Annotated in this window: 22 protein-coding genes; 12 read left to right on the forward strand and 10 right to left on the reverse strand. The window is 63.6% G+C overall.

The features are described 5' to 3' along the window. Positions 1–29: 29 nt before the first annotated feature. Genes zwf through pgi form a run of 3 tightly spaced genes read left to right on the forward strand, consistent with a single transcriptional unit; the run spans position 30 to position 3,787 of the window. Positions 30–1,478 carry a glucose-6-phosphate dehydrogenase gene (zwf, locus tag Q4G24_RS09025; protein WP_303366212.1) on the forward strand — a complete coding sequence of 483 codons (1,449 nt, stop codon included), beginning with the start codon at positions 30–32 and terminating at the stop codon, positions 1,476–1,478. A gap of 2 nt (positions 1,479–1,480) precedes the next feature. Continuing rightward, complete coding sequence (gene pgl, locus Q4G24_RS09030) at positions 1,481–2,152, forward strand: 6-phosphogluconolactonase (protein ID WP_303366213.1); 672 nt, start codon at positions 1,481–1,483, stop codon at positions 2,150–2,152. 30 nt (positions 2,153–2,182) lie between these two features. Continuing rightward, complete coding sequence (gene pgi, locus Q4G24_RS09035; RefSeq protein ID WP_303366214.1) at positions 2,183–3,787, forward strand: glucose-6-phosphate isomerase; 1,605 nt, start codon at positions 2,183–2,185, stop codon at positions 3,785–3,787. Here pgi and Q4G24_RS09040 read toward each other — a convergent pair. The 4 genes from Q4G24_RS09040 to Q4G24_RS09055 form a co-directional block, all read right to left on the reverse strand. Continuing rightward, a complete protein-coding gene (locus Q4G24_RS09040) occupies positions 3,784–4,293 on the reverse strand; it encodes a GNAT family N-acetyltransferase (RefSeq protein ID WP_303366190.1) in 510 nt (169 codons plus the stop codon). The genes pgi and Q4G24_RS09040 overlap by 4 nt on opposite strands. Positions 4,294–4,392: 99 nt before the next feature. Further along, positions 4,393–6,219, reverse strand: a complete 1,827-nt coding sequence (locus Q4G24_RS09045) for a M3 family oligoendopeptidase (RefSeq protein ID WP_303366191.1) — start codon at positions 6,217–6,219, stop codon at positions 4,393–4,395. 22 nt (positions 6,220–6,241) lie between these two features. After that, on the reverse strand, positions 6,242–7,201 hold the full coding sequence (locus Q4G24_RS09050; protein ID WP_303366192.1) for an alpha/beta fold hydrolase: 960 nt from the start codon (positions 7,199–7,201) through the stop codon (positions 6,242–6,244). Beyond that, positions 7,201–7,485, reverse strand: coding sequence for an SCP2 sterol-binding domain-containing protein (locus tag Q4G24_RS09055; protein WP_303366193.1), 285 nt, complete (start codon positions 7,483–7,485; stop codon positions 7,201–7,203). Before Q4G24_RS09055 ends, Q4G24_RS09050 begins: the two co-directional genes overlap by 1 nt. A 60-nt stretch (positions 7,486–7,545) precedes the next feature. On the opposite strand from Q4G24_RS09055, the gene Q4G24_RS09060 reads away from it, so the two are divergent. The 5 genes from Q4G24_RS09060 (at position 7,546) to Q4G24_RS09080 (ending at position 12,677) form a co-directional block, all read left to right on the forward strand. Beyond that, positions 7,546–8,133 carry a hypothetical protein gene (locus Q4G24_RS09060; RefSeq protein WP_303366194.1) on the forward strand — a complete coding sequence of 196 codons (588 nt, stop codon included), beginning with the start codon at positions 7,546–7,548 and terminating at the stop codon, positions 8,131–8,133. Beyond that, positions 8,130–11,021, forward strand: a complete 2,892-nt coding sequence (locus Q4G24_RS09065) for a helicase-related protein (protein ID WP_303366195.1) — start codon at positions 8,130–8,132, stop codon at positions 11,019–11,021. The genes Q4G24_RS09060 and Q4G24_RS09065 overlap by 4 nt, the downstream gene beginning before the upstream one ends. A 150-nt stretch (positions 11,022–11,171) precedes the next feature. Further along, positions 11,172–11,459 carry an RNA-binding S4 domain-containing protein gene (locus Q4G24_RS09070; RefSeq protein ID WP_303366196.1) on the forward strand — a complete coding sequence of 96 codons (288 nt, stop codon included), beginning with the start codon at positions 11,172–11,174 and terminating at the stop codon, positions 11,457–11,459. A 57-nt stretch (positions 11,460–11,516) separates the two neighbouring features. Next, a complete protein-coding gene (gene fdxA / locus Q4G24_RS09075) occupies positions 11,517–11,855 on the forward strand; it encodes a ferredoxin FdxA (RefSeq protein ID WP_303366197.1) in 339 nt (112 codons plus the stop codon). A gap of 312 nt (positions 11,856–12,167) precedes the next feature. Then, entirely contained in the window at positions 12,168–12,677 is a 510-nt protein-coding gene (locus Q4G24_RS09080) for a CarD family transcriptional regulator (protein WP_303366198.1), read from the forward strand. 50 nt (positions 12,678–12,727) lie between these two features. On the opposite strand, the gene Q4G24_RS09085 is transcribed toward Q4G24_RS09080, so the two are convergent. Both Q4G24_RS09085 and Q4G24_RS09090 read right to left on the reverse strand, forming a co-directional pair. Next, positions 12,728–13,048, reverse strand: coding sequence for a putative quinol monooxygenase (locus Q4G24_RS09085; RefSeq protein ID WP_303366199.1), 321 nt, complete (start codon positions 13,046–13,048; stop codon positions 12,728–12,730). Further along, positions 13,038–16,109 carry a hypothetical protein gene (locus tag Q4G24_RS09090; protein WP_303366200.1) on the reverse strand — a complete coding sequence of 1,024 codons (3,072 nt, stop codon included), beginning with the start codon at positions 16,107–16,109 and terminating at the stop codon, positions 13,038–13,040. Before Q4G24_RS09090 ends, Q4G24_RS09085 begins: the two co-directional genes overlap by 11 nt. A 173-nt stretch (positions 16,110–16,282) precedes the next feature. On the opposite strand from Q4G24_RS09090, the gene Q4G24_RS09095 reads away from it, so the two are divergent. Further along, on the forward strand, positions 16,283–17,143 hold the full coding sequence (locus tag Q4G24_RS09095; RefSeq protein WP_303366201.1) for an SIMPL domain-containing protein: 861 nt from the start codon (positions 16,283–16,285) through the stop codon (positions 17,141–17,143). 52 nt (positions 17,144–17,195) lie between these two features. On the opposite strand, the gene Q4G24_RS09100 is transcribed toward Q4G24_RS09095, so the two are convergent. Both Q4G24_RS09100 and ssb read right to left on the reverse strand, forming a co-directional pair. Then, entirely contained in the window at positions 17,196–18,479 is a 1,284-nt protein-coding gene (locus Q4G24_RS09100) for an O-acetylhomoserine aminocarboxypropyltransferase/cysteine synthase family protein (RefSeq protein ID WP_303366202.1), read from the reverse strand. 104 nt (positions 18,480–18,583) lie between these two features. Next, a complete protein-coding gene (gene ssb, locus Q4G24_RS09105) occupies positions 18,584–19,084 on the reverse strand; it encodes a single-stranded DNA-binding protein (RefSeq protein ID WP_303366203.1) in 501 nt (166 codons plus the stop codon). 190 nt (positions 19,085–19,274) lie between these two features. Between ssb and Q4G24_RS09110 the strand changes: the two genes are divergently transcribed. Beyond that, positions 19,275–19,904 carry a lytic transglycosylase domain-containing protein gene (locus Q4G24_RS09110; RefSeq protein ID WP_303366204.1) on the forward strand — a complete coding sequence of 210 codons (630 nt, stop codon included), beginning with the start codon at positions 19,275–19,277 and terminating at the stop codon, positions 19,902–19,904. Positions 19,905–20,037: 133 nt separating this feature from the next. On the opposite strand, the gene Q4G24_RS09115 is transcribed toward Q4G24_RS09110, so the two are convergent. Then, the gene (locus Q4G24_RS09115) at positions 20,038–20,640 is read right to left on the reverse strand and encodes a YSC84-related protein (protein ID WP_303366205.1); all 603 of its coding nucleotides are present in this window, start codon (positions 20,638–20,640) and stop codon (positions 20,038–20,040) included. 80 nt (positions 20,641–20,720) lie between these two features. Next, positions 20,721–21,716, reverse strand: coding sequence for a porphobilinogen synthase (gene hemB, locus Q4G24_RS09120; RefSeq protein ID WP_303366206.1), 996 nt, complete (start codon positions 21,714–21,716; stop codon positions 20,721–20,723). Between the two features lie 67 nt (positions 21,717–21,783). Between hemB and Q4G24_RS09125 the strand changes: the two genes are divergently transcribed. Together Q4G24_RS09125 and mfd are read left to right on the forward strand one after the other, a co-directional pair. Beyond that, positions 21,784–22,344 carry a hypothetical protein gene (locus Q4G24_RS09125; protein ID WP_303366207.1) on the forward strand — a complete coding sequence of 187 codons (561 nt, stop codon included), beginning with the start codon at positions 21,784–21,786 and terminating at the stop codon, positions 22,342–22,344. A gap of 38 nt (positions 22,345–22,382) precedes the next feature. Beyond that, positions 22,383–25,865 (forward strand): transcription-repair coupling factor, encoded by a 3,483-nt coding sequence (mfd, locus tag Q4G24_RS09130; RefSeq protein ID WP_303366208.1) that lies wholly within the window; start codon positions 22,383–22,385, stop codon positions 25,863–25,865. The last annotated feature ends 89 nt before the right edge of the window (positions 25,866–25,954 follow it).

Below are 25,954 nucleotides of genomic sequence, written 5' to 3' on the forward strand. Positions count from 1 at the left end.
CCCAAGACAGCGGAAAACTGGGGGATACCATGGTTTCGAGGGTTATTCCGGTCGAGGATTTCGATCTGGTCATATTCGGCGCAACCGGCGACTTGTCGCGGCGCAAGATCATGCCGGGGCTGTTGCGTCGTGATCTGGCCGGGCAATTGCCGGATACGGCGCGGATTATCGGCTCGGCCCGCTCGGGGTTGAGCGATGACAGCTTCCGGCAGGACATCGCCGCCGCTCTGGCCGAGTTCGGCCCTGCAGATGTGCCCCCTGACCAGTTGCAAACCTTTCTGAACCGGCTGCATTATGCCCGTATTGACGCGAAAGGCGGCGAGGGCTGGTCGGGTCTGCATGATCTGCTACGCCCGGATGTGGTCCATGCGTTCTATTTTTCGGTCGCGCCGTCGCTGTTTGGTGATCTGGCCGACGGTCTGGCCGCGCATGGCATGGCTGACGATCAGGCGCGGATCGTGGTCGAAAAGCCTTTTGGCCGGAATCTGGACAGCGCAAGGGCGCTGAACGCAACGCTGGCACGGCATTTTGCAGAGCATCAGATTTACCGCATCGACCATTATCTTGGAAAAGAAACCGTTCAAAACCTGATGGCGGTGCGTTTCGCCAATATCCTGTTCGAGCCCCTGTGGAAGTCGCAATATATCGACCATGTGCAGATCACCGTGGCGGAAACCGTCGGCGTGGGCGGGCGCGGCGAATATTACGACACATCCGGCGCGATCCGCGACATGGTGCAAAACCATCTGATGCAACTTTTGTGCCTGATCGCTATGGAGCCGCCCTATCATTTCGATCCCGATGCGGTTCGTGATGAAAAACTGAAGGTTATTCGGGCGTTGCAGCCTCTGGTTCCGGCGGATGTGGTGCGTGGCCAGTATCAGGCCGAGGGCGAAAACCCCGGCTATCTGGCGGATTCCGGCGACTCTGACAGCCGCACCGAAAGTTTCGTGGCGATGAAGGTGCAGGTGGCGAACTGGCGCTGGCAGGGGGTGCCGTTCTATCTGCGCACCGGCAAGAAGCTGCGGGCGCGGACCAGCGAAATTGCGGTGGTGTTCAAGGAACCGCCACATTCGATCTTTGACGACAGCGGCGAGCCGCGCGCGAACGAGCTTGTCATCAGATTGCAACCGAACGAAGGTATTAACCTGAAGGTTATGATTAAAGAGCCGGGGCCGGGCGGGATGCGTCTGGTTCAGGTGCCGCTGGATATGTCCTTCGCAGAGGCTTTGGGAACGGATGGTGACATGCCGGATGCCTATGAACGGCTGATTATGGACGTCATCCGGGGCAACCAGACGCTGTTCATGCGCGGCGATGAGGTCGAGGCCGCATGGGCCTGGATCGACCCGATCATTCGTGAATGGGAGGAGGGCAAGGAGCGGCCTGAACCCTATGACGCTGGATCATCCGGCCCCGAGGAATCGCTGCGGCTGCTGCACCGCGACAATCGCCGCTGGCGGGAGATCCGTGCATGAGTATCAACCTGATAACCTATCCCGACCGGCAGGCGCTGGTTTTGGCACTTGCACAACAGCTTGGGCAGGAATTGGCGCAGCATTTGCGCACCAACGAACGGATCAGCTTTTGTGTGCCGGGCGGCACCAGTCCGGCACCCGTTTTCGACGCGCTGTCGGCGCTCGATCTGGACTGGTCGCGGGTGACGGTTCTGCTTGGCGATGAACGCTGGGTGGCCGAGGATCATCCGCGGTCCAATGCCGCGTTGTTGCGCCGTCACCTGCTGCGCAGCAAAGCGGCTGCGGCCCGGCTGTTGCCGCTGTATACCGGCGCGGCAACCCCGGATGAGGCCGCTCCCGGCCTGTCGGAACTGGTTGATACGCTGCTGCCGCTGAATGTCAGCCTGTTGGGCATGGGCGAGGATATGCACACCGCCAGCCTTTTCCCCGGTGCTGAAGGTCTGGCCGAGGCATTGGCTGCGGATGCGCCTGCGGTGCTGCCGATTCATGGCGGTGGGGCGACCGAACCCCGGATCAGCCTGACGGCGCGGGTGCTGGCCTCGACGCTGAACGGGCATCTGCTGATCTATGGCGCGGCCAAGCGCAAGGCGCTGGAACGCGCCGCCAGCCTGCCGCCGGAACAGGCTCCGATCCGGGCGGTGATGCGCGATCTGACCGTGCATTGGGCCGAATGATCTGAAAATTGAAAGGGTTGCGCAATGCGTCTGGAACAGGAATGGACGGCCTTAAAGGACTACCGCGCGACTCTTGGCGGTGACATCCGGGCGCTGTTTGCGGCTGACCCCAACCGGGCGCAGAGCTTTACCACCCATGCCGACGGGCTGGTGTTCGACTGGTCCAAGACCGCCATCGACGCCCGCGCCCGCGATTTGCTGCTGGCCCTGATCCGTGCTGCCGGGGTCGAGGCCCGGCGTGACGCGATGTTCGCGGGCGAAAAGATCAACGAAACCGAGGGTCGCGCGGTCTTGCATACCGCCCTGCGCGGCAGCAAGCCGGTGCAGGTCGATGGCCGCGACGTGATGCCCGGCGTGCAGGATATCTTGGAACGGATGCGGCAATTCGCGCGGGCGGTGCGCTCGGGCGAGGTCGCTGGGCAGGGCGGGCGCTATACCGATGTGGTGAATATCGGCATCGGCGGCTCGGATCTTGGTCCGGCGATGGCGGTGTTGGCGCTGGCTCCCTTCCATGACGGGCCGCGGCTGCATTTCGTCAGTAATGTGGACGGGGCCGATATTGCCGATACGCTGGACGGGCTGAACCCGGAAACCACGCTGGTGATCGTGGCCTCGAAAACCTTCACCACAATCGAGACGATGACCAATGCCGAAACGGCCCGGCGCTGGATGGAGGGGAGAGTGACGCATCCGGCCAGCCAGTTTGCGGCGGTTTCGACCGCGCTTGGCCGCACCGCGCAGTTTGGCATCGACGCCGAGCGGGTGTTTGGTTTCGAGGATTGGGTCGGCGGGCGCTATTCCATGTGGGGGCCGATTGGTCTGGCCTTGATGCTGGCGATCGGGCCAGAGGATTTCGATGCTTTTCTGGCCGGCGGCGCGGCGATGGACGCGCATTTCCGCAGCGTCCCGCCCGCGCAGAACATGCCGATGCTGCTGGCTTTGGTCGGTATCTGGCACCATCAGATCTGCGGGTATCCGACCCGCGCGGTGCTGCCCTATGACAACCGGCTGGCGCGGCTGCCTGCCTATCTGCAACAGCTTGAAATGGAATCAAACGGCAAGGGCGTGGCGATGGATGGCACCGATTTGCCCTTTGCCGCCGGTCCGGTGGTATGGGGGGAACCCGGCACCAACGGCCAGCACGCTTTTTATCAACTGATCCATCAAGGCCGCCAGATCGTCCCGGCCGAGTTCATTCTGGCCGCCAAAGGCCATGAACCGGCGCTGGCGCATCAGCATATCCTGTTGATGGCGAATTGTCTGGCGCAGTCGCAGGCGCTGTTGCTGGGCCGTGATCTGGATGCGGCGCTGGCGCTGATGGCCGAAAAGGGCCTGACCGGGGCCGAGCTGGAACGGCAGGCGCGGCATCGGGTGTTCACCGGCAACCGCCCCTCGACCACGCTGCTGATCCCGCAAACCACGCCCTTCACGCTTGGTCAGATCGTCGCGCTCTATGAGCATCGCGTTTTTGTCGAAGGCGTCATCATGGGCATCAACAGCTTTGACCAGTGGGGGGTCGAGCTTGGCAAGGAACTGGCCAAACGGCTGGAGCCGCTGCTGATGGGGCAAGAGGTCGCCGGGCTGGATGGTTCGACCGCCGCGCTGGCGGCAGAAATCCGGCAGATGCGGGGCTAAGGCTTTTCGCGCGGGTCCAGCTTCAACTGCATGAACCGCAAATCCAGCCAGTTGCCGAACTTGGCACCGACCTGATACAGCACACCCGCCTGTTCAAAGGCCAGCTTTTCATGCAGGCGGATGGAGCCCGTATTCCCCGCCTCGATCCCGGCCACCATGACATGCTTGCCAATCGCTCGTGCGCGCTGGATCAGTGCCTGCATCAGCGCCATTCCAATGCCGCCGCCGCGCAGATCGGCCCGCACATAGACCGAATGTTCGACAGTGTAGCGATAGCCGTCAAAGGCCCGCCAATCCCCGAAAGAGGCATAGCCCATGACCTGCCCCGTATCCGAGATTGCCACCAGCACCGGATAGCCCGCGCGCTGCCGATCCGCCAGCCACGCCCGGCGGTTGGACAGATCGACCGGACTGTCGTTCCAGATTGCGGTCGTCTGTTCGACGGCGTGGTTATAGATTGCCGTAATCGCGGCAAGGTCATCATCTTTGGCGTCGCGGATCAGCATGGTTTGGTCCCTTTGTGCTGACGACGGGAGCCGGGGCAGCACCGGCGTCAATCCGCAACAGCAGCGTGATGAAAAGCCCCGCTTGCGCGGGGCTTTCGCTTAATTTTCCATCGTTTCCAATTCGTCGATCAGGCTTTCGATCATCGACAGGCCCTTGTCCCAAAACGCCGGATCGCTGGCGTCCAGACCAAAAGGTGCCAGCAATTCACGGTGGTGCTTGGACCCACCCGCGCGCAGCATATCGAAATACTTATCCGCGAACCCGTCCGGCGCGGCCTCATAGGCGGCGTAAAGCGCGTTCACCAAGCCGTCGCCAAAGGCATAGGCATAGACGTAGAACGGCGAATGCACGAAATGCGGCACATAGGACCAGAAGGTTTCATAGCCGGGCATGAACTCGAAGGCATCGCCAAGCGATTCATGCTGAACCGCCATCCACAGCGCGTTGATGTCATCCGGGGTCAGCTCGCCTTTGGTGCGGGCAGCGTGGAGGCGACATTCGAAATCATAGAAGGCGATCTGACGGATCACCGTGTTAATCATATCCTCGACCTTGCCGGCCAACAGAGCCTTGCGCTGCACCGGGTCGGTGGTGTCGGCCAGCAGCTTGCGGAACGTCAGCATCTCGCCAAAGACGGATGCGGTTTCGGCCAGCGTCAGCGGGGTCGAGGCCAGCATTTCCCCCTGTGCCGCCGCAAGTCGCTGATGGACACCATGGCCAAGCTCATGCGCCAGGGTCATCACATCACGCGGTTTTCCAAGGTAATTCAGCAGGATATAGGGGTGCGCATCGGTCACGGTCGGATGCGCGAAAGCCCCGGGTGCCTTGCCCGGCGTTACCGGCGCGTCGATCCAGCCCTTGTCAAAGAATGGCTGCGCCAGTTCGGCCAGCTTTGGGTCGAACCCGGCATAGGCATCCAGCACCGTCTGCCGCGCCTGCGGCCAGTCTATATCGCGCGGGGTTTCCGTGGGCAGCGGCGCGTTGCGGTCCCAGATTTGCAGCTTGTCCAGCCCCAGCCAGCGTGCCTTCAGCCGGTAATAGCGATGCGACAGCCGCGGATAGGCGGCTTTGACGGCCGTGGTCAGCGCCTCGACCACCTCGGGTTCGACGTGATTGGACAGGTGCCGCGCGGTCTGCGGGGTCGGCATTTTGCGCCATGTGTCCTCGACTGCCTTTTCCTTGGCGAGCGTATTATGAATACGGCTGAACAGCTTGATGTTCTTGCCAAAGACAGTGGCCAGCGCCTTGGCCCCAGCCTCGCGCCGGGCGCGGTCGTGGTCAGACAGCAGGTTCAGCGTGGCTTCCAGCCCCATCTCCTGCCCATCCACGTCAAAGGTCAGCCCTGCAGTGGTTTCATCAAACAGCCGGTTCCATGCGGCGGCACCGACCACGGAATTGTCGTGCAGAAAACGCTCCAACTCGTCGGAAAGCTGATAGGGACGCATGGCGCGCAGCCGGTCGAACACCGGCTGATAGCGGGCGGGGCCATCAGCAGCGGTAAAGATCGCCTGATAGCGGTCATCAGGGATGCGGTTGAACTCTAACGAGAAAAACACCAGCGGCGTGGTGAAGTGGGTCAGCTTGTCTTGCAGATCAGCCAGCATTTTGGCGCGGGCGGCGTCGGTGGTGTTTTGGTAATAGCGCAGCCCGGCATAAGACATGATCCGCCCTGCCAGCCGGTCGATATCTTCGTTGCGCTGGATACAGCGCAGCATCTCGGCCGGGGTCAAATCCGCCAGCTTGCCCTCGTAATCGCGGGCAAAAGCGGCGCAATCCTGTTCCAGACGGTCCAGATCGCGGGTCAGTTCGGGTGCGTCGGGGCTGGCGTAAAGGTCGGTCAGATCCCACACCGGCAAATCGCCGAGGCTGGCGGAACCTTTGGGTGCATCGGCATCAAACAGGCGGGCAGAGAGGTGATTGGTCATCATTTTCCCTTTTCTTTGCCCCTCATGTGTCAGCGCCGCCCCGTTGGTTCAAGGGTGCCGCCCGGAAAAGCGACAGGGCAGCATTCAGGAAACGGTCGCGGGCGGTGGGGGTTTCCATCATAATTTCATGCTGTGCCATCGGTTCTTCGAACAGCTTTGCGCCGGGCCAGTGGGCGGCGCGGCTGCGAATGGCAGCGTGGGTCACGATCCGTTCCCGTCCGCCCAGAGAGATCAGCGCCGGCAGGTCGGGCGCGGGCAGGGCGGCCAACCGCTGACATTCCCGTAGCGCCGCGCCGAGCCATGCGAAACTTGGCCCGCCCAGCGTCAGTTCGGGCCAGGCGGCGGATTCCTGAACCATGCGCGCCCATGTCTGCGCATCGCTGGTCAGCATGTTATCCGCGAAAGGATAATCCAGCACATAAGTGCCGTTGCCTGTGCCGGGGATGATCCGGTTTTGCTGGCCAAGCCGCCCCGCCGTGCTGGTGATTGCCCGCGCCAGCGGCACCGGAAAAGGCAGGCGAATCCCCCACATTGGCGCCGAAAACACCGCACTGGCGACAGGCAGCCCGTGTTCCAGCGCCGCGAGGCCAACCGCACCCCCCATGGAATGGGCCAGCAGATGCCACGGGCGGGGCAAGTTCAGATCGACCGCCGCATCCAGCAGTGCCGCCACATCGCGCTGATAATCCGCGAAATCCGAAACATGCCCGATCCGCGGATCGGGCAGCGATCGCTCAGAAAGGCCCTGACCACGCCAGTCAGGCCCCAGCACGGCGAATCCCTGTGCCGCCAACCATGAGGCTGTCGGCTCATATCTTTCCAGATATTCAGTGCGCCCCGGAAACAGCAGCACCGTTGCCACGGCATCCTTGGGCTGCCAGACGGCGGCACGCAGCCGCCGCCCGTCATCCGTGCGCAGCCAGAACGCCCGTGCCATGGATGGCGGGTCGTCCGGCAGGCGCAGATAGGGCGCGTCCTGCATCAAGCCAGCGCCGAGGCCAGCTTCATTGCGGTCCCCATCGAGCCGTCCAGTTTCAGCTTGCCCATCATAAAGGCCGTCGTCGGGTTAACGCTGCCGTTCAGGATACCCTCAAACGTGTCGCGGCTGGCGGTCAGGGTGACATCGGTGGGTTCATCCCCGGCCCGCACACCGCTCTGGTCGATGACCACCGCGCCCTCGCCCTCGATCACGAACTTGGCGCTGCCGTCAAAACTGCTGATTTTCGCGCCCAAAGCCTGAACCGCGCCCTCGATCACATTGCTCATCTTATTCCTCCAGTAAGATGCGGCTGGCACCTGCCCGCCGCCGGGGTTACAGATAGCACCATGACGATCCGCAAGCCCCTTTTCTATCGTGTCGTCGCGGCATTTGGCACGCTGACCGTTACGATCTCGTTAACAGCGGGCGGATTTTCCAGTGCTTTTGCCGAAAATGCTGTGGATAATTCGCTGGACAGCCGTTTTGCCGCACTTTCACAGGATGGCGAGGGCTGGCGCATCGCGGAATCGGATATTCTGCGGGCATGGTCGCAATCGGGGGCCGCGCCGATGGATCTGCTGTTGCAGCGCGGTGAGGAGGCGCTTGATTCGGGCGATCTGGCCGGGGCCATCGGCCATCTGACCGCGCTGACCGATCACGCGCCGGATTTCCCGGCTGGCTGGCGGGCGCGGGCCGAGGCTTACGCGATGGCTGGCCTGACCGGCCCGGCAATGGCCGATCTGGCCCGCTGCCTGGCGCTGGAGCCGCGTGAGTTTCAATGCCTGACCCGGCTTGGTGCGTTGCTGGAAGACAGCGGCGATGCGGACCGGGCGCTGGCCGCGTATCAGGCGTCGCTGGCCATCCATCCGCATCAGGCCGAGGCGCAGGACGGCCGCGCCCGCATCCTGCGCGACCGCGAAGGACAACCCGTATGAGCCGCGTCACCGCCGTTCTTGGCCCAACGAACACCGGCAAGACCCATTACGCGGTCGAGCGGATGCTGGCCCATCGCACCGGCGTTATTGGCCTGCCGCTGCGGCTGCTGGCGCGTGAGGTCTATGATCGGATCGTCAAGGCGCGGGGGCCTTCGGTCGTGGCGCTGGTCACGGGCGAGGAGCGCATCGTGCCGCAGCGGGTACAATATTGGGTCGCCACCACCGAGGCCATGCCCGAGGTTGGTGCGGATTTCGTCGCCATTGACGAGATCCAGATGTGCGCCGATCCGCAACGTGGTCATGTGTTCACCGATCGCCTGCTGCATATACGCGGCCTGCACGAAACCCTGCTGCTGGGGTCTGATACCATGCGATCCGCGATTGCGGCGCTGGTGCCAGGGGTGCAGTTCCTGCGCCGCGAACGGTTCAGCACGCTGACATGGGCCGGGTCGAAAAAACTGTCGCGGATGCCACCGCGCAGCGCCATCGTGGGCTTCAGTGTCGATGATGTTTACGCGATGGCCGAGCTGATCCGGCGGCAGAAGGGCGGCTGCGCGGTGGTCATGGGCGCACTTAGCCCGCGCACGCGCAACGCTCAGGTGGCGATGTATCAGGCCGGAGAAGTCGATTATCTGGTGGCGACCGATGCCATCGGCATGGGGCTGAATCTGGATATTCGCCATGTCGCCTTTTCCGAAACCCACAAGTTCGACGGGCGGCGGATGCGGCATCTGTTCCCGCATGAGCTTGGCCAGATCGCGGGCCGTGCGGGTCGCCATACCGAACCCGGCACCTTTGGCGTGACAGGCGAAGCCGAGCCGCCCGATCAGGGCGTGATCGACGCCATCGAGAACCACCGCTTTGCCCCGATTCAGCGATTGATCTGGCGCAACAACCGGCTGGAGTTCGGCAATGCCGACCGGCTGATTGCCAGCCTTGAGGCGGCCCCCGACAGCGAGTGGCTGACCCGTGGGCGCGAGGCCGATGATGTGCAGGCACTGAAAGCCCTGCGCGATTTGCCGGAAATCCGCGACAGATTGTCCGGGCCGCAGGATTTGAAGCTGCTGTGGGATGTCTGCCGAATCCCTGATTTCCGCGGGATTTCGCCTGCCGAACACACAACCTTGCTGGCCCGCATTTATGAGTTTCTGCAGGCGCAGGGCCATGTTCCAAGCGGTTGGCTGGCCGATCAGATCCAGCGCATCGACCGCACCCATGGCGATATAGACGCAATCAGCAAACGCCTGGCGTTTATCCGCACATGGACCTATGTGGCGCAGCGGCCCGGATGGGTTGCAGAAGAATCACATTGGCGCGAGGCGACAAGGGCGGTAGAAGACCGCCTGTCGGATGCGCTACACGCTGCATTGACGCAAAGATTCGTGGACCGGCGCACTTCGGTATTGCTGCGCCGGCTCAAGCAAAAGGAAGCATTGGTGGCCGAGGTCAACGACAAGGGCGAAGTGATGGTCGAAGGCGAATTCGCCGGCCGTCTGGAAGGATTCCGTTTCAAGGCCGACCCCTCGGCTGCGGGGGATGAGGCGAAAATGCTGAACCGCGCTGCCTATGAGGCGCTGCGCCCCGAGTTCAGCCTGCGGGCGGACCGTTTCTATAACGCGCCCGATACCGAGCTGGATTTCACCGAACAGGGCGGGCTGATGTGGGGCGCGTCAGCGGTCGGCAAGCTGGTCAAGGGCGCGGATGCGCTGAAACCCGGCGTCGAGGTTTTCGTCGATGACGAGGCCGGGCCGGATGTGGCTGAAAAGGTCCGCCGCCGGTTGCAGCATTTTATCGACCGCAAGATCGCAGCCGGATTCGAGCCGCTGATCGCCATGCAAAAGGACGAAACCCTGACCGGGCTGGCCCGTGGTCTGGCCTTCCGTCTGGTCGAGGCTTTGGGCGTGATCCCGCGTCAGGACATCGCCGCCGAGGTCAAGGATCTGGATCAGGATTCGCGCGGGCTGCTGCGTAAGCATGGCGTGCGTTTCGGTCAGTTCACGATCTTTCTGCCCGCGCTGCTGAAACCCGCACCAACCCGGCTGCGGCTGGTGCTGTGGTCGCTTTATGAAGGGTTGGCCGAGTTTCCCGAAAGCCCGCCGCCGGGGCTGGTGACGATCCCGAATATCGACGGCGTTCCAATGGGTTACTATACGCTGTCGGGCTATCGCCCGGCAGGCGAGCGCGCCATCCGCATCGACATGCTGGAACGTCTGGCCGATCTGCTGCGCGGTCAGGACAGCCGCGCGGGCTTTGAGGCGAATCCCGACATGCTGTCGATCACCGGCATGACGCTGGAACAGTTCGCGGATCTGATGGGCGGGCTTGGCTATCGCGCCGAAAAAGGCGAGCGACCCAAGGCGAAGCCCGAAGTCGCCCCCACACCTGAGATTGCGCCTTCGGATGCGCCGCTGACCGAGGACGAATCGGTCTTTGCAGAACAGAAACGCGCCGAATGGGATGCCGAACAAGCCGCCCGCAAGGCCGCCGATGCTGAGGCCGGGGCAGAGGGTGACGCCGTTCCCGAACCTTTTGAGGCCGCACCCGAGGTTGAGACGTTCTATACCTTCACTTGGGCGCCGCGCCCGCGTGGTGGCCAGCAGCGCCCGCGTCGTGAGGGGGATGAGGGGCAGCCGCGTCGCGGTCGTCGTGACGGCCAGCAGGCAGAGCAGGGGCAAGGCGACCGCCCGACCCGCGAGAACTGGGGCGAGCGCAAGGGGAAACCCGGTGGCAAGCCTGATTTCAAAAAAGGCGGCAAGCCGCACCGTGACCGCAACGATCGCGGTGCGCAGGGCGGCAAAAGCTTCTCGGCCCGCCCGCCGAAATCGGAAAAGCCGATCGACCCGGACAACCCTTTTGCAATCCTTGCGCAGCTCAAGGACCGCAAATGACCCGTGATCAGGCAGGCGTGGAGCAAAACTGCGCCTGCCTGATCCACGCCTTCTGGTTCGGCGGCAGACCGAATTCTGGCCCGCCCCATGTCCGGTTCCGGCATGGCGGCAGGGGCGTTTGCCCCTTTCCCCTGAACAGGCTCGCTTTTGATGTCTGATGACAGCCTGCGCCTTGATAAATGGCTGTTTCATGCCCGTATCTTCAAATCGCGTAGCCTTGCCGCCGAACGGATCGAGGCCGGAGGTGTCCGCCTGAACGGTCAGCCCTGCCGTAAGCCGGGACGGGCCGTCAAGCCGGGAGACATTATCACCATATCGGCGCGTGGCCGGGTGCGGGAATTGCGCCTGCTGGCCCCCGGCACCAGACGCGGCCCGGCGGCTGAGGCGGCCACGCTTTATGACGATATGTCGCAGGATGGCGCGTCACCGCTTGAATGATCCGCGTCTAGGGTCTAGGTGAAGCGCCGGAAACCGTCGCGAATGGGATAAAAAGAAATGACCTATGTTGTCACCGACAACTGCATCATGTGCAAATACACCGATTGCGTCGAGGTCTGCCCGGTCGATTGTTTTTACGAGGGCGAAAACACGCTGGTGATTCACCCGGATGAATGTATCGACTGCGGCGTGTGCGAACCGGAATGTCCCGCCGATGCAATCCGCCCGGATACGGAACCCGACATGGAACCCTGGGTCGAGTTCAACCGCCAGTATTCCGAACAATGGCCGGTTATCACCCGTAAGAAAGACCCGATGCCGGGTTATCAGGATATGGATGGGGTTAAAGGCAAGCTGGAGAAATACTTCAGCCCGAACCCCGGTCAGGGTGACTGATTCGCCTGTCTTAATTGCGCGGCAATGATCTGCCTGGCGGCAGGTCATTGAAAATTCTGTGAAATATAGCGAATCCCTGGAGTTGCCCCGGCGATTCGAGATGCTTTTTTCACGGGCGTTTTTGTGATATAAGATTGTTACATTCCATCCGACCCCCGCGGTTCGGGTGGTTTTGTAATGACAGACCTGCTTCGTGATTCATGCCTTCTGCCAAAGGCATCACAGGACAAAATCAAATCCGCCCTTACCCGGTCCCTTGACCGGAAGGGGCTTTTCGCGTCCCGCATAAGGGGCGCGCAACTGGAGAGCATGATGGCCAAAGCCAAGAACCCGGACTTCCGCCCCAATGATTTCGTCGTCTATCCCGCCCATGGTGTCGGAAAGATCGTCTCGATCGAGGAACAGGAAGTTGCCGGTCTCAAGCTGGAAATGTTCGTGATTTCTTTTGAAAAGGATAAGATGACCCTGCGCGTGCCGACGCAGCGCGCAACGCAGATCGGGATGCGTGGTCTGGCCTCGCCGGATCTGGTCGAACAGGCGCTGACCACGCTGAAAGGCAAAGCCCGCGTGAAACGTGCGATGTGGTCGCGCCGGGCGCAGGAATACGAGCAAAAGATCAATTCCGGCGATCTGCTGGCCATTGCCGAGGTGGTGCGCGACCTGCACCGCAATGATGAGCAGCGCGAGCAATCCTATTCCGAACGCCAGTTGTATGAAGCGGCTCTGGACCGGCTGACCCGCGAAGTTGCTGCCGTGAAAGGTCTGGACGAAGCCAAGGCGCAGGCCAGCGTGGGCGAGGTTCTGACCAGCCGCGCCGCCTGATTCGTCAGACGGTTGCTTTTGGACCTGCCAGTTACCCGCTGGCAGGTCTTTTACGTTTCAGGCCCCGTTTCCAAGCCGGTGATCTCATATTGCCGGACAATCGCTCGCGTTGCTGTCCACCAGACCGAGTTCCGCGTGCGCTGCTGGTGATGGGCAAAGGCATCGGCGCTGCTGAAACATTCCTCGACGCCCCATATCAGAGGGTCGCTTGTCTGCCAGACCCGGAACGACAGGCAGCCGGGTTCCGCCTGCGTCAGCCGGATATGCTCGGGCAGATGGTTACGAATGATCTCGGCCTGGTCCACGGTGGCACAGATCAGCCGCCCCGACAGGCGCACCTGCGTATCGGCTGGCCCCATATCAGCGGGCATTGAGGATCTTGAGCTGATGGGTCTGGCCGCCCTTTTGATACTGCACCCCGCCATTGCCAATGGCGCTGATGGTGCCGCCATTGATCTGATCCCCGATCCGCAGCGTCACGATGCGCCCGTTCGACAGTCGCACCAGCGCCCGTGCGGTGCGGCCTGCGCCCGCCGTGCCGATAATCTGCGCCCTGCGGGTATCCATGGCGCGGGATTGGGTGGCGTTGCGGGCGATGGTTTGCGTTTGCGCCGAAGCATTGCTGCCGCCGGTGTCGGGTTCGTCGTCCAGTTCCGGCGCACGGTAGGTCTGCTGGCGGGCGGCGGCGGCGCGTTGCTCGGCCTCGGCTTGTGCGCGGGCGCGGGCCTCGGCTTCGGCACGGGCGCGGGCCTCGGCCTGAGCATCAGCCTGCGCACGGGCGCGGGCGCGGGCTTCGGCCTGTGCCTGAAGCTGCTCATCCTCGCGGTGCTGACGGTCTATCTCGGCTTGCGTGGGACCGGCAGAGGGGGCGGGGGTCGCTACGGGCTGCGGGGTTGCTGCCGGGATTGTGGCGGGTGCAGGCGCGGCTGCTACCGGCGCAGGTGTTGCCGCCTGTTGTATCCCACCGGGGCGGCGTTGCGGCAAAGCTGAACGGGCCAGCCCGCCCATGGACACGCCTCCCGGCGCGGCTGTGGCGGCGGCAATGGCGCTGTCAACGGCCTGCGGGCTGACAGCGGCAACCGAAGGGTTCCCTGCGGTTGTGCTGCCGCTGCGGCGGGTGGGTCGTGCAGATGTATTAAGCCCGCCCAAATTGCGGGCGGGCGTGGCGGCGGCGGTGGGCTGAGAGGGTTGGGCTGCGGTTTGCGTCCCGCTGCGTGCCGGTGGTCGGGTTGAGCGGTTCAGCGCATCGCCCTGCGCCTGCGCGACGGCCGCATCGACGGCACTGCGGCTGACAGAGGAGGCTGAGCTGTCCTGCCCCGGACGACGCTGCGGGCGGTCCTGCACCTGAACGATCATGGCGTTACGCTCGACCTGCGTCAGTGGGGTATAGCCCGCCGCAGCGGTGCGGCGGTCGTTCCAGAAACCATCGTCCGTCACCGCCACGCGGCGCGGCTGCACCAAGTCAGCAGGCAGCAGATGCAGGCCCGGCGCCAGCATCAGCGAGGCCCCCTGATCGCTGGGCCGGGTCGAGGGGCGGGGCGAGCTGTTCAGCGCCGGATTGCTGGCGGCAGGGGCCGGTGCGCTGCTGCGGCTGGCGGCCGGAGTCGACGCAGCCGGGCGCGAGGGCGGACGTGCCGCGGCGGGGCGTTGGGTCGGCTCGGTGCTGGTCGCATAGGGCAGCGGGTTCTGCGGGACGCGCGGTGCGGCATCGGCGCGTGCCGGGGCTGCCGTGCGGGCAGGGGTGCTGGCCGGGCGGGCCGAGCTGCGCAGGTTGCTGCCCGCCGTGCTTTGTGGCTGGGTGGCCGCAGAGGCGGTTGGGGCGGAACTGTTGCTGCGCGTCACCGAGGCCGGACGGCTGGCGGGCCGTGCCGATACGACCGGGGCGCTTTGTGCTGCCGTTGCTGCGTCTTGCTGCGGCGCGGGGGCTGTGCGCTGCGCGGGGGCCGGGACAGGATTCAGGGTTACGGTTGCGGGTTCTGCCGGGGTGATTTCCGGTGCCGGTGCAGGGTCCGCTTGCGCCTCTGCCAGCGCAGCATTGATCGCCGCGTCACGATCCGGCGCGGGCTGGTCTGCTTCATCGGGGGCAAGTTCATCGGGGACAGGGGCTGCGGTTGGTGCAGGCTGCGGATCAGCCGCCGTTGGCTGCTCCGCCGGGGCGCTGCTGCTGCCCGGCGTGATGGCAATGGCCGTCGGGCCGTCCGTTGCGGGGACCGTGCTTTGCTCCGGCAGCGGTGCCGGAACCGGGTCGGCAGGGGTCGGTTCAACAGCTTCAGGTGTGGCGGGTTCTGGCGTCACTGGTGCGGCAACAGGGGCCGCCTCGGGTTGCGCAACCGGCTCGGCAACCGGGGGGGGGGCAGGCGGCGAGTCTTTGCCACCAAGGAACAAGAAGGCCACCAGCAGCACGGCCAGCAGTAAACCGACCAGAGGCAGCACGCCTGACAAGCCCTTGCGGGTGCCGGGGGCCTCGGCTGGGGCTGTGTCCGCCCCTTGCTGTTGTGCTTTGCGGGCCGCCGCCGCGCGGTCCAGAACCGCCTGCGCACGGGCAGGCAGCACGCGCGGAGCGGCAGGGGCCGCCGGGCTGGTTGCCGGGGCAGGTGGCGCGTGGCGCACGACCGGCTTTTTCGCGGCTTCGGGCAAAGGGGCTGCTGTCGTGGGCGGTTTCGCGTCAGGCTCGGACACCGGCACCGAAGGCGCGGCAATGACCGGGGCCGCAACAGCGACCGGCACGGGATCAGGTTTGACAGCCGGTTCGGGCGCAACTGCCGGGGCAGGCTTTGCCGGGGCTTCGAGGCTAAAATGCGGGGTGATAGCCGAAATAGGCGCCGCTGCTGACGGATCCGCGACCAGCTCGGCTGGCATGGCAGTCGGCGTGACCGTTGCCGCGGCAGCCGTGGCGATTGCGGTTACAGGCGCGGCTTCGGCGGCGGCAACGGCCACGGTCGAGGCGACATTCATCTCGTCCAGATCGTCGTCCTGACCAAAGACCGGCAGTTCGGGGAACTGATCCGGGCGCGGTTGCGCCGTATAAAGCCCCGGCACGAAGCCATGTGCGCGCAAGAAATCCTCGGCTTCATGCAAGGTCTCACGGGCCACGGCAGCGATATGAACCACGCCATCACCGGCGTGCCAGTCAAAGGACAGTTCCTCGACCGGATAGGGGGTGCGGCCTTGCAGCGCCGCAGCTACCGCCTGCGGATCAGGTTCGACCGGGGCCGAGGTGTAGAGGATCTGATCCTCGGGAATAATGACCGTCAGGATCGGGTCCAGCCCTTCGGCACCGCCCGCCCGCGCCCGCATCCCGGCCATTGCCGCCCGCATCTGCGGATCGTCGAACCGGGCCTGCCCAAGAACCGCCCCACCAACGCTTTCGCGCAGCAAGACGGCGTGATCGGTGAAAGACAGGGCGAATTGCCCGGCGCTGGTATCCTGCATCGACAAACCCTCGTCACCGGCCAGTCAGCCGGGCGTGATGTTATGGTTGTTTGCTATGTGCTAACGCAAAACCCCGGCTGAGGGAAGTGCCGCCAGCCCACACGGAAATGTCAGGGAGCGTTTTTCGCAATCGCGCGTTAAGTCGCAGAAATGGCTTCATCAAGAGGTTTCCGATGAAATCCCCGCTCTCGTTTCTGCCTGTTGCCCTTGGCGTGGCGCTGACCCTGCCGCTGGCCGCGCCGGTTTTGGCGCAAGAAGGCCGCGCACATGGCGAACATATGGCCCCGAAGATCATGCACGGCCCGGCGATCACGGTTTCTGGCACTGGCGATGCGCAGCTTGCGCCGGAACTGGCGACAGTGACGCTTGGCGTCTTGACGCAGGCAGAGAAAGCCGCCGATGCGATGTCGCAAAACAGCGCCGCGCTGGATCAGGTCATGCAGGTTTTTACTGCTGCCGGGGTTGAGGCCCGTGACATGCAGACCAGTGGTTTGTCGCTGAATGTCCAGTATGAATACCCTGAAAACCGCCGCCCGGTGACGGTTGGGTATGAGGCCCGTAACGGGCTGATGGTGCGGGTCCGTGATCTGGACAGCCTCGGCGGCCTGCTGGATCAGGCCATTACCGCCGGGGCCAATCAGGTCGAGGGCATCAGCTTTGGCGCGGACAATACCGATGCCGCGCTGGATCAGGCCCGGCAAAACGCCGTGAAAGACGCCATGCACCGGGCGCAGATCATGGCGGAAACCTCGGGGATGCGGCTGGGGCCGGTGCTGTCGATCAGCGAAACTGGCGGAATGCCAGAGCGCCCGCAGCCGATGATGGCCCGCATGGCCGCAGATGGTGCCGCACAATCCGCCGTGCCGATTGCAGCCGGTGAACTGACGCTTTCGGCCAATGTGCAGATGCGCTTTGCCCTGCTGCCGCTGGACGGGCAGGGCGATGGCCAACCGCCGCTGATCCCGGCCCCAACCGATGCGGCCCGCACCGCGCCGGAAGCTGCTGCGGAGCCTGCACCGGACGTCTCGAACTAAACGCAACCATGGCAATTTCCCCGCGCCGGATGCACCCGGCGCGGGGTTTCTTTCAGCCTGCCGCCATCAGCGCCTGTTGCAGATCCGCGATCAGGTCGGCCGGGTCTTCGATGCCGATGGACAGGCGCACCATCTCGGGTGCGGCACCGGATGCGCGTTGCTGATCCTCGGTCAACTGGCGGTGCGTGGTGGAGGCGGAATGGATTACCAGCGACCGCGCATCCCCAAGATTGGCCACATGGCTGAACAGTTTCAGCGCATTGACCAACCGCACACAGGCGTCATAGCCGCCCTTCATCTCAAAGGTGAACAGCGCCCCTGCACCTTTCGGAAACAGGCGCTGCGCCCGCGCGTGCCAGGGCGAATCCGGCAGCCCCGCCCAAGTCACCCGCGCCACCTGCGGCTGCGCCTGCAACCATTCGGCCACCGCGCGGGTATTCTCGACATGGCGCTGCATCCGCAGGGGCAGGGTCTCGATTCCCATCAGCGTGTAATGCGCGGCCTGCGGGTTCAGCGTCATGCCAAGGTCGCGCAAACCTATGGCAATACCGTGGAACGTAAAGGCCAGATTGCCAAAGGTTTCATGGAAGCGCAGCCCGTGATAGGCGGGTTCCGGCGCGGAAAGGCTGGGAAACTTGTCGCTGGCCGACCAGTCAAAGCGGCCCGAATCAATGACTGCGCCGCCCATAACCGTGCCATTCCCGGTCAGATATTTGGTCAGACTGTGAACGACCAGCGTGGCGCCCATCTCGATCGGGCGGCACAGATAAGGCGTGGCCAGCGTGTTATCCACGATCAGCGGAATCCCCGCCGTATCGGCAATCGCCGCCAGCGCCGGAATATCAGTGACATAGCCGCCAGGGTTGCTGATCGATTCGCAGAAAATCGCCCGCGTGTCGCCGTCGATGGCCGCCCGCACGGCATCCTCATCATCCAGATCGACGAAACGTACCGACCAGCCAAAGCGACGGATGGTCTGGCTGAACTGGGTGATCGTGCCGCCATAAAGCCGGGTCGAGGCCACGATGTTCAGTCCCGGTCCCATCAGCGGAAACAGCGCCATGATCTGCGCCGCATGACCGGACGAACAGCATACCGCCCCCGCGCCGCCCTCCAGCGCGGCAAGCCGGTTCTGCAAGGCCGCGACGGTCGGGTTGGTCAGGCGCGAATAGATATATCCGACTTCTTGCAGGTTGAACAAACGCGCCGCGTGATCGGCGTCGCGGAACTGATAGGCGGTGGTCTGGTAAATCGGCACCTGCCGCGCCCCCGTCGCCGGATCGGGTTCCGCCCCGGCATGGATCGCGGTCGTGTCAAATCCCCAAGCGTCGGTCATTTTTGATCCCCCCTTTTCGCTTGGCGGCAGGCTAGGACGGGGGGCGGGCCTGCGCAATGGGAAAGCCGCCCGCGTTCCCTGCGGGCGGCTTTTCGTGGTTCGGATCAGAACGGAATATCGTCGTCGAACTCGGCCCGTGCCGGGGCCTGCTGACCACCACGCGATGAACCGCCGCCATAGCTGTCACCGCCGCCGCTGTAGCTGTCGCCACCATAGCCGCCCTGACCACCGCGCCCGCCGCCGCCACCTTCGCCGCGACCATCCAGCATGGTCAGCTCACTGCGGAAGGGGCGTAGGACGACCTCGGTCGTGTAGCGGTCCTGGCCGGATTGGTCCTGCCATTTGCGGGTCTCAAGCTGACCCTCGATATAGACCTTGCTGCCCTTGCGCAGATATTGCTCAGCCACCTTGGCCAGCGGTTCCGAGAAAATGGCGACGGAATGCCATTGTGTGCGTTCCTGCCGTTCGCCCGAATTGCGGTCGCGCCAGGTCTCGCTGGTCGCAATGCGCAGGTTCACCACCTTGCCGCCGTTCTGAAATGTGCGCACCTCGGGGTCGGCACCCAGATTGCCGATCAGAATGACCTTGTTGACGCTGCCTGCCATCTGCTTGTCCTTTGCCGTAAAAATCTTGAGCCTGATCTAACCTGATGCGGGGCCGCAGGGAAGCGGTTTCCCTGGCACCCCATCGGCAGCTTTTCGCCCATCGCCTTGCGCGTTCTTATCAGCAAAGGGTTTCGCAATCGTTAATTTTGGGTAATATGCCGTCAAGTTCGCATAAGACGAGGGGCAGAGGATGAGCAAATCCACCATGTTCATGGGGCTGAAAGCGGCAACTCTGGCGGTCGCGGCGCTTGCCGTTGCGGTTCCCGCCCATGCTGACGGGCTGCGCCTTGGCGGTGCATCCAGCAAGACCCGCGCGGCACAGTTCGAGCGTCAGACCCGGTTGATGGATACCCGTCTTTCGCAGCAATATCAGCGTTCTGTCCGGCTTCAGCCGGAAGGGGCGCAGACCTCGATCACCATTGAGCTGACCGAGCGTATCCCCTCGTATCGCGGGCGCAACAGCGCCTATGTGCCGCACGCCCGCGCCGCAGCGCGTAAACACGGCATCCCCGAGGATCTGTTCCTGCGGCTGGTTCAACAGGAATCGGGCTGGAACCCGAACGCCCGCAGCCACAAGGGCGCACATGGTCTGGCGCAGTTGATGCCCGGCACTGCGGCAAAACTGGGCGTCGATCCGCGCGATCCGATCCAGAACCTTGAGGGTGGGGCGCGCTACCTGCGCATGATGTATAACCAGTTCGGCAACTGGCGGCTGGCGCTGGCGGCCTATAATGCCGGGCCAGGAGCGGTCCAGAAACATGGCGGCATTCCGCCCTATCGTGAAACCCGCAATTATGTCCGGGTGATCTCGGGAAGCTAAGAAAAAGGGGCCTTGCGGCCCCATTTTTTTGCCTCCGGCGGGGATATTTCTGACAAAAGATGGGGCAGGGTGCTGCGCTTTGTGATCTTTTGTCTCTAAATATCCCCGCCGGAGGCATCTGGCCTTGCAGCCGTCACCCCCGGTTCAGTCCGGGGATAACGCTGGTCGCGCCTGCCGCGCCGATGCCAGCGATACGGGTGTATTTCGTGCCTTCGATCGCGGCGCCGGCCATCAGCCCGGACTGGCCGAAGATCACCGCGATAATGGGGTATTGCATGGTCAGCGTGTCGCGGCCAATTTCCATGCCGGTGGCGGGCAGGGCGTAAAAGGCGTCGGCACTGGCGGACCAGACCGGGCGGCTGCGAAAATCATTCAGCGCCGCATCGGTGTTGAAGAACAGGGCGTGGGCATATTGTTGCGCCCCGGCCTGCAAGCCGATGCTGGCTTTTGCGGCGGAATAATAGGCTACGGTGTTATCCCCGATCCGCAGCGCACCTTCACCATAGGCGCCGCCAACACCGAAGCCGGCTTCGGTCAGCAGCGGCATATACAGCACCGCCTTGGCGCTGGACAGCAGTGGTTGGGTCATCGGCACATTGTTCAGCATATAGTTGCGCGTGGCATCGACACGGCCTTCGATCCGCTGCGTGCCGTCAAAACTGATCGCCTGATCGCCACAGGCCGCCAGCCCCGCAGTTGCGGCGGAGCTGGCAAGAAAGGTTCGTCTGTTCAACATATTCTGCCCCATTCCTCAGGATTGCGCCCGAGGTCGTCGCGCCCCGGTTGACCCGCAGAAGAATAGGGCAAAATCTGCTTTCAGGCCAGCATTTCCGCAACCTGCGGGGCGAAATAGGTCAGCACCCCGTCACAGCCCGCGCGGCGGAAGGCCAGCAGGCTTTCCAGAACCACATCGCGCGACAGCCAGCCGTTGCGGATCGCGCCTTCGATCATCGCATATTCGCCACTAACCTGATAGGCAAAGGTCGGCGCGGCGAACTGGTCGCGGACCATGCGGCAGATGTCCAGATATGCCATTCCCGGCTTGACCATGACCATATCCGCGCCTTCAGCCAGATCGCGGGCAACGCAGCGCAGGGCCTCGTCACGGTTGGCGGGGTTCATCTGATAGGTTTTCTTGTCCCCGACCAGCCGGCCCGAGGCCCCGACCGCATCGCGGAACGGCCCATAAAAGGCGCTGGCATATTTTGCCGCATAGGACAGGATTGCCACATCCCGATGCCCGGCGCTTTCCAGGGCGCCACGCAATGCACCGATGCGCCCGTCCATCATGTCGGACGGCCCCAGCAGATCAGCCCCGGATTCCGCCTGCACCAGCGCCATGCGCACCAGCGCCTCGACGGTTTCATCATTCAGGATCACCCCATCGCGCACCAGCCCGTCATGGCCGTTGCTGTTGTAAGGGTCCAGCGCAATATCGGTCATCACCACCAGATCGGGGGCGACTTCTTTTACGGCGCGGATCGCGCGGTTGCCGATATTGTCGGCGTCCCATGCACGTTCGCAGGTCTCGTTCTTCAGGTCCGGGTCGGCATGGGGAAAGATGCAAATTGCCGGAATCCCCAGCTTTGCCGCTTGTTCCGCAGCCCGTTTTGCCCCGTCCAGTGTCAGCCGGTGAACGCCGGGCATCGAAGGGATCTCGCCTGCGCCACCTGTTACCTCGGTCACGAAAATCGGCCAGATCAGGTTTGAAGGAGTCAGGTTGACCTCGGAGACCATGGCGCGCATGGCCGGGCTTTTGCGCAGGCGACGCAACCGGGTGGCGGGGAAGGGGGCGATGATCGGGGTTGCCATGATGGGGCCTTTCCTGTCTTGCGCCCTCGTTCTAAGGTCGCGGGCGCGAAAGAACAAGGAAACAGCCGTGCCTCAGATCAGCGGATTTCTGGACCTGATGGATGCCCGCAGCTTTGGCGTGGTCTGGTACTGGGTGGCGCTGGCATGGGTCTGGACGCGGGCCGGGCGTCGTGTTCTTGGTGTTCCGCGTGAGGTCATCGCCGCTGCGCGTCGTAGCCTGAACAGCCCCACGCCCGAGCCGCCCGAGGCCGTGGCGCTGCTGGACTGGCTGTCGCTGAACCTGCCGCGCTGGCAGCCAACGCCGGTAGAACGCGCGGTGCTGGTCGGGATCGGCGGCTTTGGCCTTGGCGGGCTATGGGCGCTGGGGGCCGGGCTTGGGCTGGAACTGGCGCTGGCCGCCAGCCTGCTGCTGACGCCGCTGGCGCTGCTGTGGTTGCTGAACCTGTGGCTGGCAGCGCGGTTGGCGCGGTTGCTGAACAGTGCAGAGCCATTGCGCGACATTGCCACGCAGGCGGCGCGGCGCATGGTCTGGCATAGCCGGCTGGTCTTTGCGCTTGGCGTGATTTCGGTGATGGCAACGGCGATGGTGGGCGCGATCTGGCGGCTGCTGCACCCGTTCGGCATCTGATGCTTGACGCCACGCCGCGCCGCGCTATCTGAGGTTTCATGTCCGACCACCTGATCCTGTCCGGCGCACCCGAAGGCTATGACGCCGCCCTGTTGGCCCGAGAGTTGTCTCGGGGCCAGCCCGTCATCCACATCGCCCGCGACGACCGCCGCATGGCTGCGATGCGTGCTGCGCTGGCCTTTTTTGCCCCGCAGGCCGTGGTGCTGGAGTTTCCCGCATGGGACACGATGCCCTATGATCGAATTTCCCCGGCAGCGGGCCTGCAAGCCGCGCGGCTGGCGGTTCTGACGGCGCTGGCGCATGGTGCGATTCGGGGGCCGTTCGTGCTGTTGACCACGGCTTCGGCGGCGATGCAGCGGGTGCCACCGCGCGCCTCGCTGCAAGGGGCCAGCTTTTCCGCCCGCGTGGGTGAGCGGATCAATCAAGACAGCTTGCGCGGGTTTCTGGCGCGGATGGGCTTTGTGCAATCGCCCACGGTGACGGAACCCGGCGATTATGCCATTCGCGGCGGGATCATCGACATTTACGCACCGGGACAGGCGGGGCCGGTGCGGCTGGACCTGTTCGGGGATGTGCTGGACGGGGTGCGTCGCTTTGATGCCGAAACCCAACGCACCACCGAAAAGCTGGACGCCATCGACCTTGCACCCATGTCCGAGGTCATGCTGGACGATGCCGCTATCGCCCGGTTCCGGCAAAATTACCGGGCGGAATATGGCGCGGGCGCATCCGATCCGCTGTATGAATCAGTCAGCTCCGGGCGCAAACAGGCGGGTGTGGAACATTGGCTGCCTTGGTTTTTTGACGGTCTGGACAGCCTGTTTGACTATCTGCCTGACGCTTCGGTGATGCTGGACGACCATCTGGAACAGGTCCGCGAGGCCCGCTGGGACAGTGTTTCCGAACAATACGCCGCCCGACGCGAGGCACTGGCCCGCAAAGCTGCGGGCGATGCGCCCTATCGCCCGGTGCAGCCCGCCGGGCTTTATGCCGATGCGGGCGAATGGGCGGCATGGCTGGCCCCTCGTCGGGTGATCCGGCTGGCTGCACTGTCCGCACCACCGGGACCGGGGGTGCTGGACGCCGAGGGCCGCCTGGGTCGCAACTTTGCTCCTGAACGTCAGTCCGAAAATCTCAATTTGTTCGGTTCCTTGGCGGATCATCTTCGAAACAAGGTGAGGTATGGCCGGGTGGTTCTTGCCAGCTTTTCCGAGGGCGCCCGAGAGCGTCTGTCCGGCTTGCTGGCTGATGAGGGCGTGGCCGGGTTAACCACGATCAGCGATATTCGTGAATTGCCTGACCGCGCGGGTGCGCTGGCCCTGACCGTCTGGCCGCTGGAGGAGGGCTTCGAGGCCCATGGTCAGGCGGTGGGCAAGCTGCCGCTGGTGGTGATCTCGGAACAGGATGTCCTTGGCGACCGGCTGATCCGGGGTGCTAAAAAGCGGCGCAAGGCGGAAAACTTTCTGAAAGACATCACCACGCTGACGCCGGGCGATCTGGTGGTGCATGTGGAGCATGGGATCGGGCGCTATACCGGGTTGGAAACCATTACCGCCGCCGGGGTGCCGCATGATTGCGTGGCGCTGGAATATGCGGGTGGGGACCGGCTGTTCCTGCCGGTGGAAAACATCGAGCTTCTCAGCCGCTATGGTCACGAAGAGGGCTTGCTGGACCGTCTTGGCGGCGGCGCATGGCAAGCCCGCAAGGCCCGCCTGAAAGAGCGTATCAAACGCATTGCTGACAAGCTGATGCGCATTGCCGCCGAGCGTCTTTTGCGGGCCGCCCCGGTGCTGGAGCCCGCCCACCATGAATGGGAGAGTTTCGCCGCGCGTTTCCCCTATAATGAAACCGACGATCAGGCGGCCGCGATTGAGGATGTGGAAACGGATCTTGCCGCAGGCCGCCCGATGGACCGGCTGGTGGTGGGCGATGTGGGGTTTGGCAAGACCGAGGTGGCGATGCGTGCGGCCTTCATTGCGGCCTCGCAGGGCAAGCAGGTGGCGGTGGTCGCGCCGACAACTTTGCTGGCGCGGCAACATCTGAAAAGTTTTACCGAACGCTTCCGTGGCACGGCGATCAATGTGCACGGGCTATCGCGGTTTATCCCTGCCAAAGAGGCCAGCCAAACCCGCGCGGGCCTTGCAGATGGCAGCGTGGATATTGTCGTCGGCACCCATGCCGTTCTGGCAAAAGCTGTGCGTTTCAAAGATCTTGGCCTGCTGATTATCGACGAGGAACAGCATTTCGGCGTAGCGCATAAAGAACGCCTGAAGGAGTTGCGCAGCGATATTCACGTCCTGACCCTGACCGCGACGCCGATCCCGCGCACGCTGCAAATGTCGCTGACCGGGGTGCGTGACCTCTCGATCATCGGCACGCCGCCGGTGGACCGGCTGGCGATCCGCACCTATGTGTCCGAGTTCGACAGCCTGACCATCCGCGAGGCGCTTTTGCGCGAGAAATACCGGGGCGGGCAGTCGTTCTTCGTGGTGCCGCGCCTGTCTGATCTGCCCGATATTCAGGACTGGATCGCCGAACACGTCCCCGAAGTCAGCGTGATTACCGCCCATGGCCAGCTTGCGGCGGGTGATCTGGACCAGCGGATGAATGCGTTTTACGATGGCAGCCATGATGTGCTGCTGGCGACAACGATCGTGGAAAGCGGGCTGGACATTCCAACCGCCAACACGATGATCGTCTGGCGGGCGGATATGTTCGGGCTGGCGCAGCTTTACCAGATCCGGGGCAGGGTCGGGCGGTCCAAGGCGCGGGCCTATTGTTATCTGACCACCAAACCCCGTGCGCCGCTGACCCCGCAAGCCATGCGCCGACTGAAATTTCTCGCAAATATCGATGGCTTGGGGGCGGGATTTAATCTTGCATCTCAGGATCTGGACATCCGGGGCGCGGGCAATATCGTGGGCGAAGAACAGTCCGGTCATATCAAGGAGGTTGGCTTTGAACTTTACCAGCAAATGCTGGAAGAAACCATCGCTAAGCTGAAATCCGGCGAGATCGAGGGCGCCCCGGACGACGAATGGGCACCGACCCTGAATCTTGGCGTTCCAGTTACGATTCCAGAAGGTTACATCGCAGACCTTGACGTTCGGCTTGGTCTTTACCGCCGCCTCGCGGATCTCTCCACCAAGGTCGAGATGGAAGGCTTTGCCGCCGAGCTGATCGACCGTTTCGGCCCGCTCCCGCGGGAGGTCAATACCTTGTTGCTGGTCATGCGCATCAAGGCGATGGCGAAACGTGCCAATATCGCACGGCTCGACGCTGGTCCCAAAGGGGCCACGATCCAGTTCCATCAGGACAAGTTCCCCAACCCGGCCGGGCTGGTCAGTTTTCTGACCGATCAGCGCGGGCAAGCAAAAGTGACCGACAATAAAATCACCATCCGCCGCGAATGGGCGACCGATGCCGACCGCATCAAGGGTGCCTTCGCCATCGCCCGCGATCTGGCCGCCAAAATCAAGGAAGGGAAAGCCGCCCCCAGAGCGTCCAATTCTTCTTCATAAAAATATCCCGGGGTGAATTGGCCGCAGGCCAAGAGGGGCTACGCCCCTAGCTTTGCCGTTATTTTTCGGGATTTTTCTGTATTGTTCAG

The sequence above is a fragment of the Paracoccus sp. (in: a-proteobacteria) genome (assembly GCF_030538695.1).
GTDB lineage: Bacteria > Pseudomonadota > Alphaproteobacteria > Rhodobacterales > Rhodobacteraceae > Paracoccus.

Excerpts from the sequence above, each read along its gene's own strand:
- zwf (WP_303366212.1), top strand. The coding sequence starts at position 30 with ATGGTTTCGAGGGTTATTCCGGTCGAGGATTTCGATCTGGTCATATTC.
- Q4G24_RS09040 (WP_303366190.1), bottom strand. The coding sequence starts at position 4,293 with ATGCTGATCCGCGACGCCAAAGATGATGACCTTGCCGCGATTACGGCA.
- Q4G24_RS09045 (WP_303366191.1), bottom strand. The coding sequence starts at position 6,219 with ATGACCAATCACCTCTCTGCCCGCCTGTTTGATGCCGATGCACCCAAA.
- Q4G24_RS09050 (WP_303366192.1), bottom strand. The coding sequence starts at position 7,201 with ATGCAGGACGCGCCCTATCTGCGCCTGCCGGACGACCCGCCATCCATG.
- Q4G24_RS09055 (WP_303366193.1), bottom strand. The coding sequence starts at position 7,485 with ATGAGCAATGTGATCGAGGGCGCGGTTCAGGCTTTGGGCGCGAAAATC.
- Q4G24_RS09060 (WP_303366194.1), top strand. The coding sequence starts at position 7,546 with ATGACGATCCGCAAGCCCCTTTTCTATCGTGTCGTCGCGGCATTTGGC.
- Q4G24_RS09065 (WP_303366195.1), top strand. The coding sequence starts at position 8,130 with ATGAGCCGCGTCACCGCCGTTCTTGGCCCAACGAACACCGGCAAGACC.
- Q4G24_RS09070 (WP_303366196.1), top strand. The coding sequence starts at position 11,172 with ATGTCTGATGACAGCCTGCGCCTTGATAAATGGCTGTTTCATGCCCGT.
- fdxA (WP_303366197.1), top strand. The coding sequence starts at position 11,517 with ATGACCTATGTTGTCACCGACAACTGCATCATGTGCAAATACACCGAT.
- Q4G24_RS09080 (WP_303366198.1), top strand. The coding sequence starts at position 12,168 with ATGGCCAAAGCCAAGAACCCGGACTTCCGCCCCAATGATTTCGTCGTC.
- Q4G24_RS09085 (WP_303366199.1), bottom strand. The coding sequence starts at position 13,048 with ATGCCCGCTGATATGGGGCCAGCCGATACGCAGGTGCGCCTGTCGGGG.
- Q4G24_RS09090 (WP_303366200.1), bottom strand. The coding sequence starts at position 16,109 with ATGCAGGATACCAGCGCCGGGCAATTCGCCCTGTCTTTCACCGATCAC.
- Q4G24_RS09095 (WP_303366201.1), top strand. The coding sequence starts at position 16,283 with ATGAAATCCCCGCTCTCGTTTCTGCCTGTTGCCCTTGGCGTGGCGCTG.
- Q4G24_RS09100 (WP_303366202.1), bottom strand. The coding sequence starts at position 18,479 with ATGACCGACGCTTGGGGATTTGACACGACCGCGATCCATGCCGGGGCG.
- ssb (WP_303366203.1), bottom strand. The coding sequence starts at position 19,084 with ATGGCAGGCAGCGTCAACAAGGTCATTCTGATCGGCAATCTGGGTGCC.
- Q4G24_RS09110 (WP_303366204.1), top strand. The coding sequence starts at position 19,275 with ATGAGCAAATCCACCATGTTCATGGGGCTGAAAGCGGCAACTCTGGCG.
- Q4G24_RS09115 (WP_303366205.1), bottom strand. The coding sequence starts at position 20,640 with ATGTTGAACAGACGAACCTTTCTTGCCAGCTCCGCCGCAACTGCGGGG.
- hemB (WP_303366206.1), bottom strand. The coding sequence starts at position 21,716 with ATGGCAACCCCGATCATCGCCCCCTTCCCCGCCACCCGGTTGCGTCGC.
- mfd (WP_303366208.1), top strand. The coding sequence starts at position 22,383 with ATGTCCGACCACCTGATCCTGTCCGGCGCACCCGAAGGCTATGACGCC.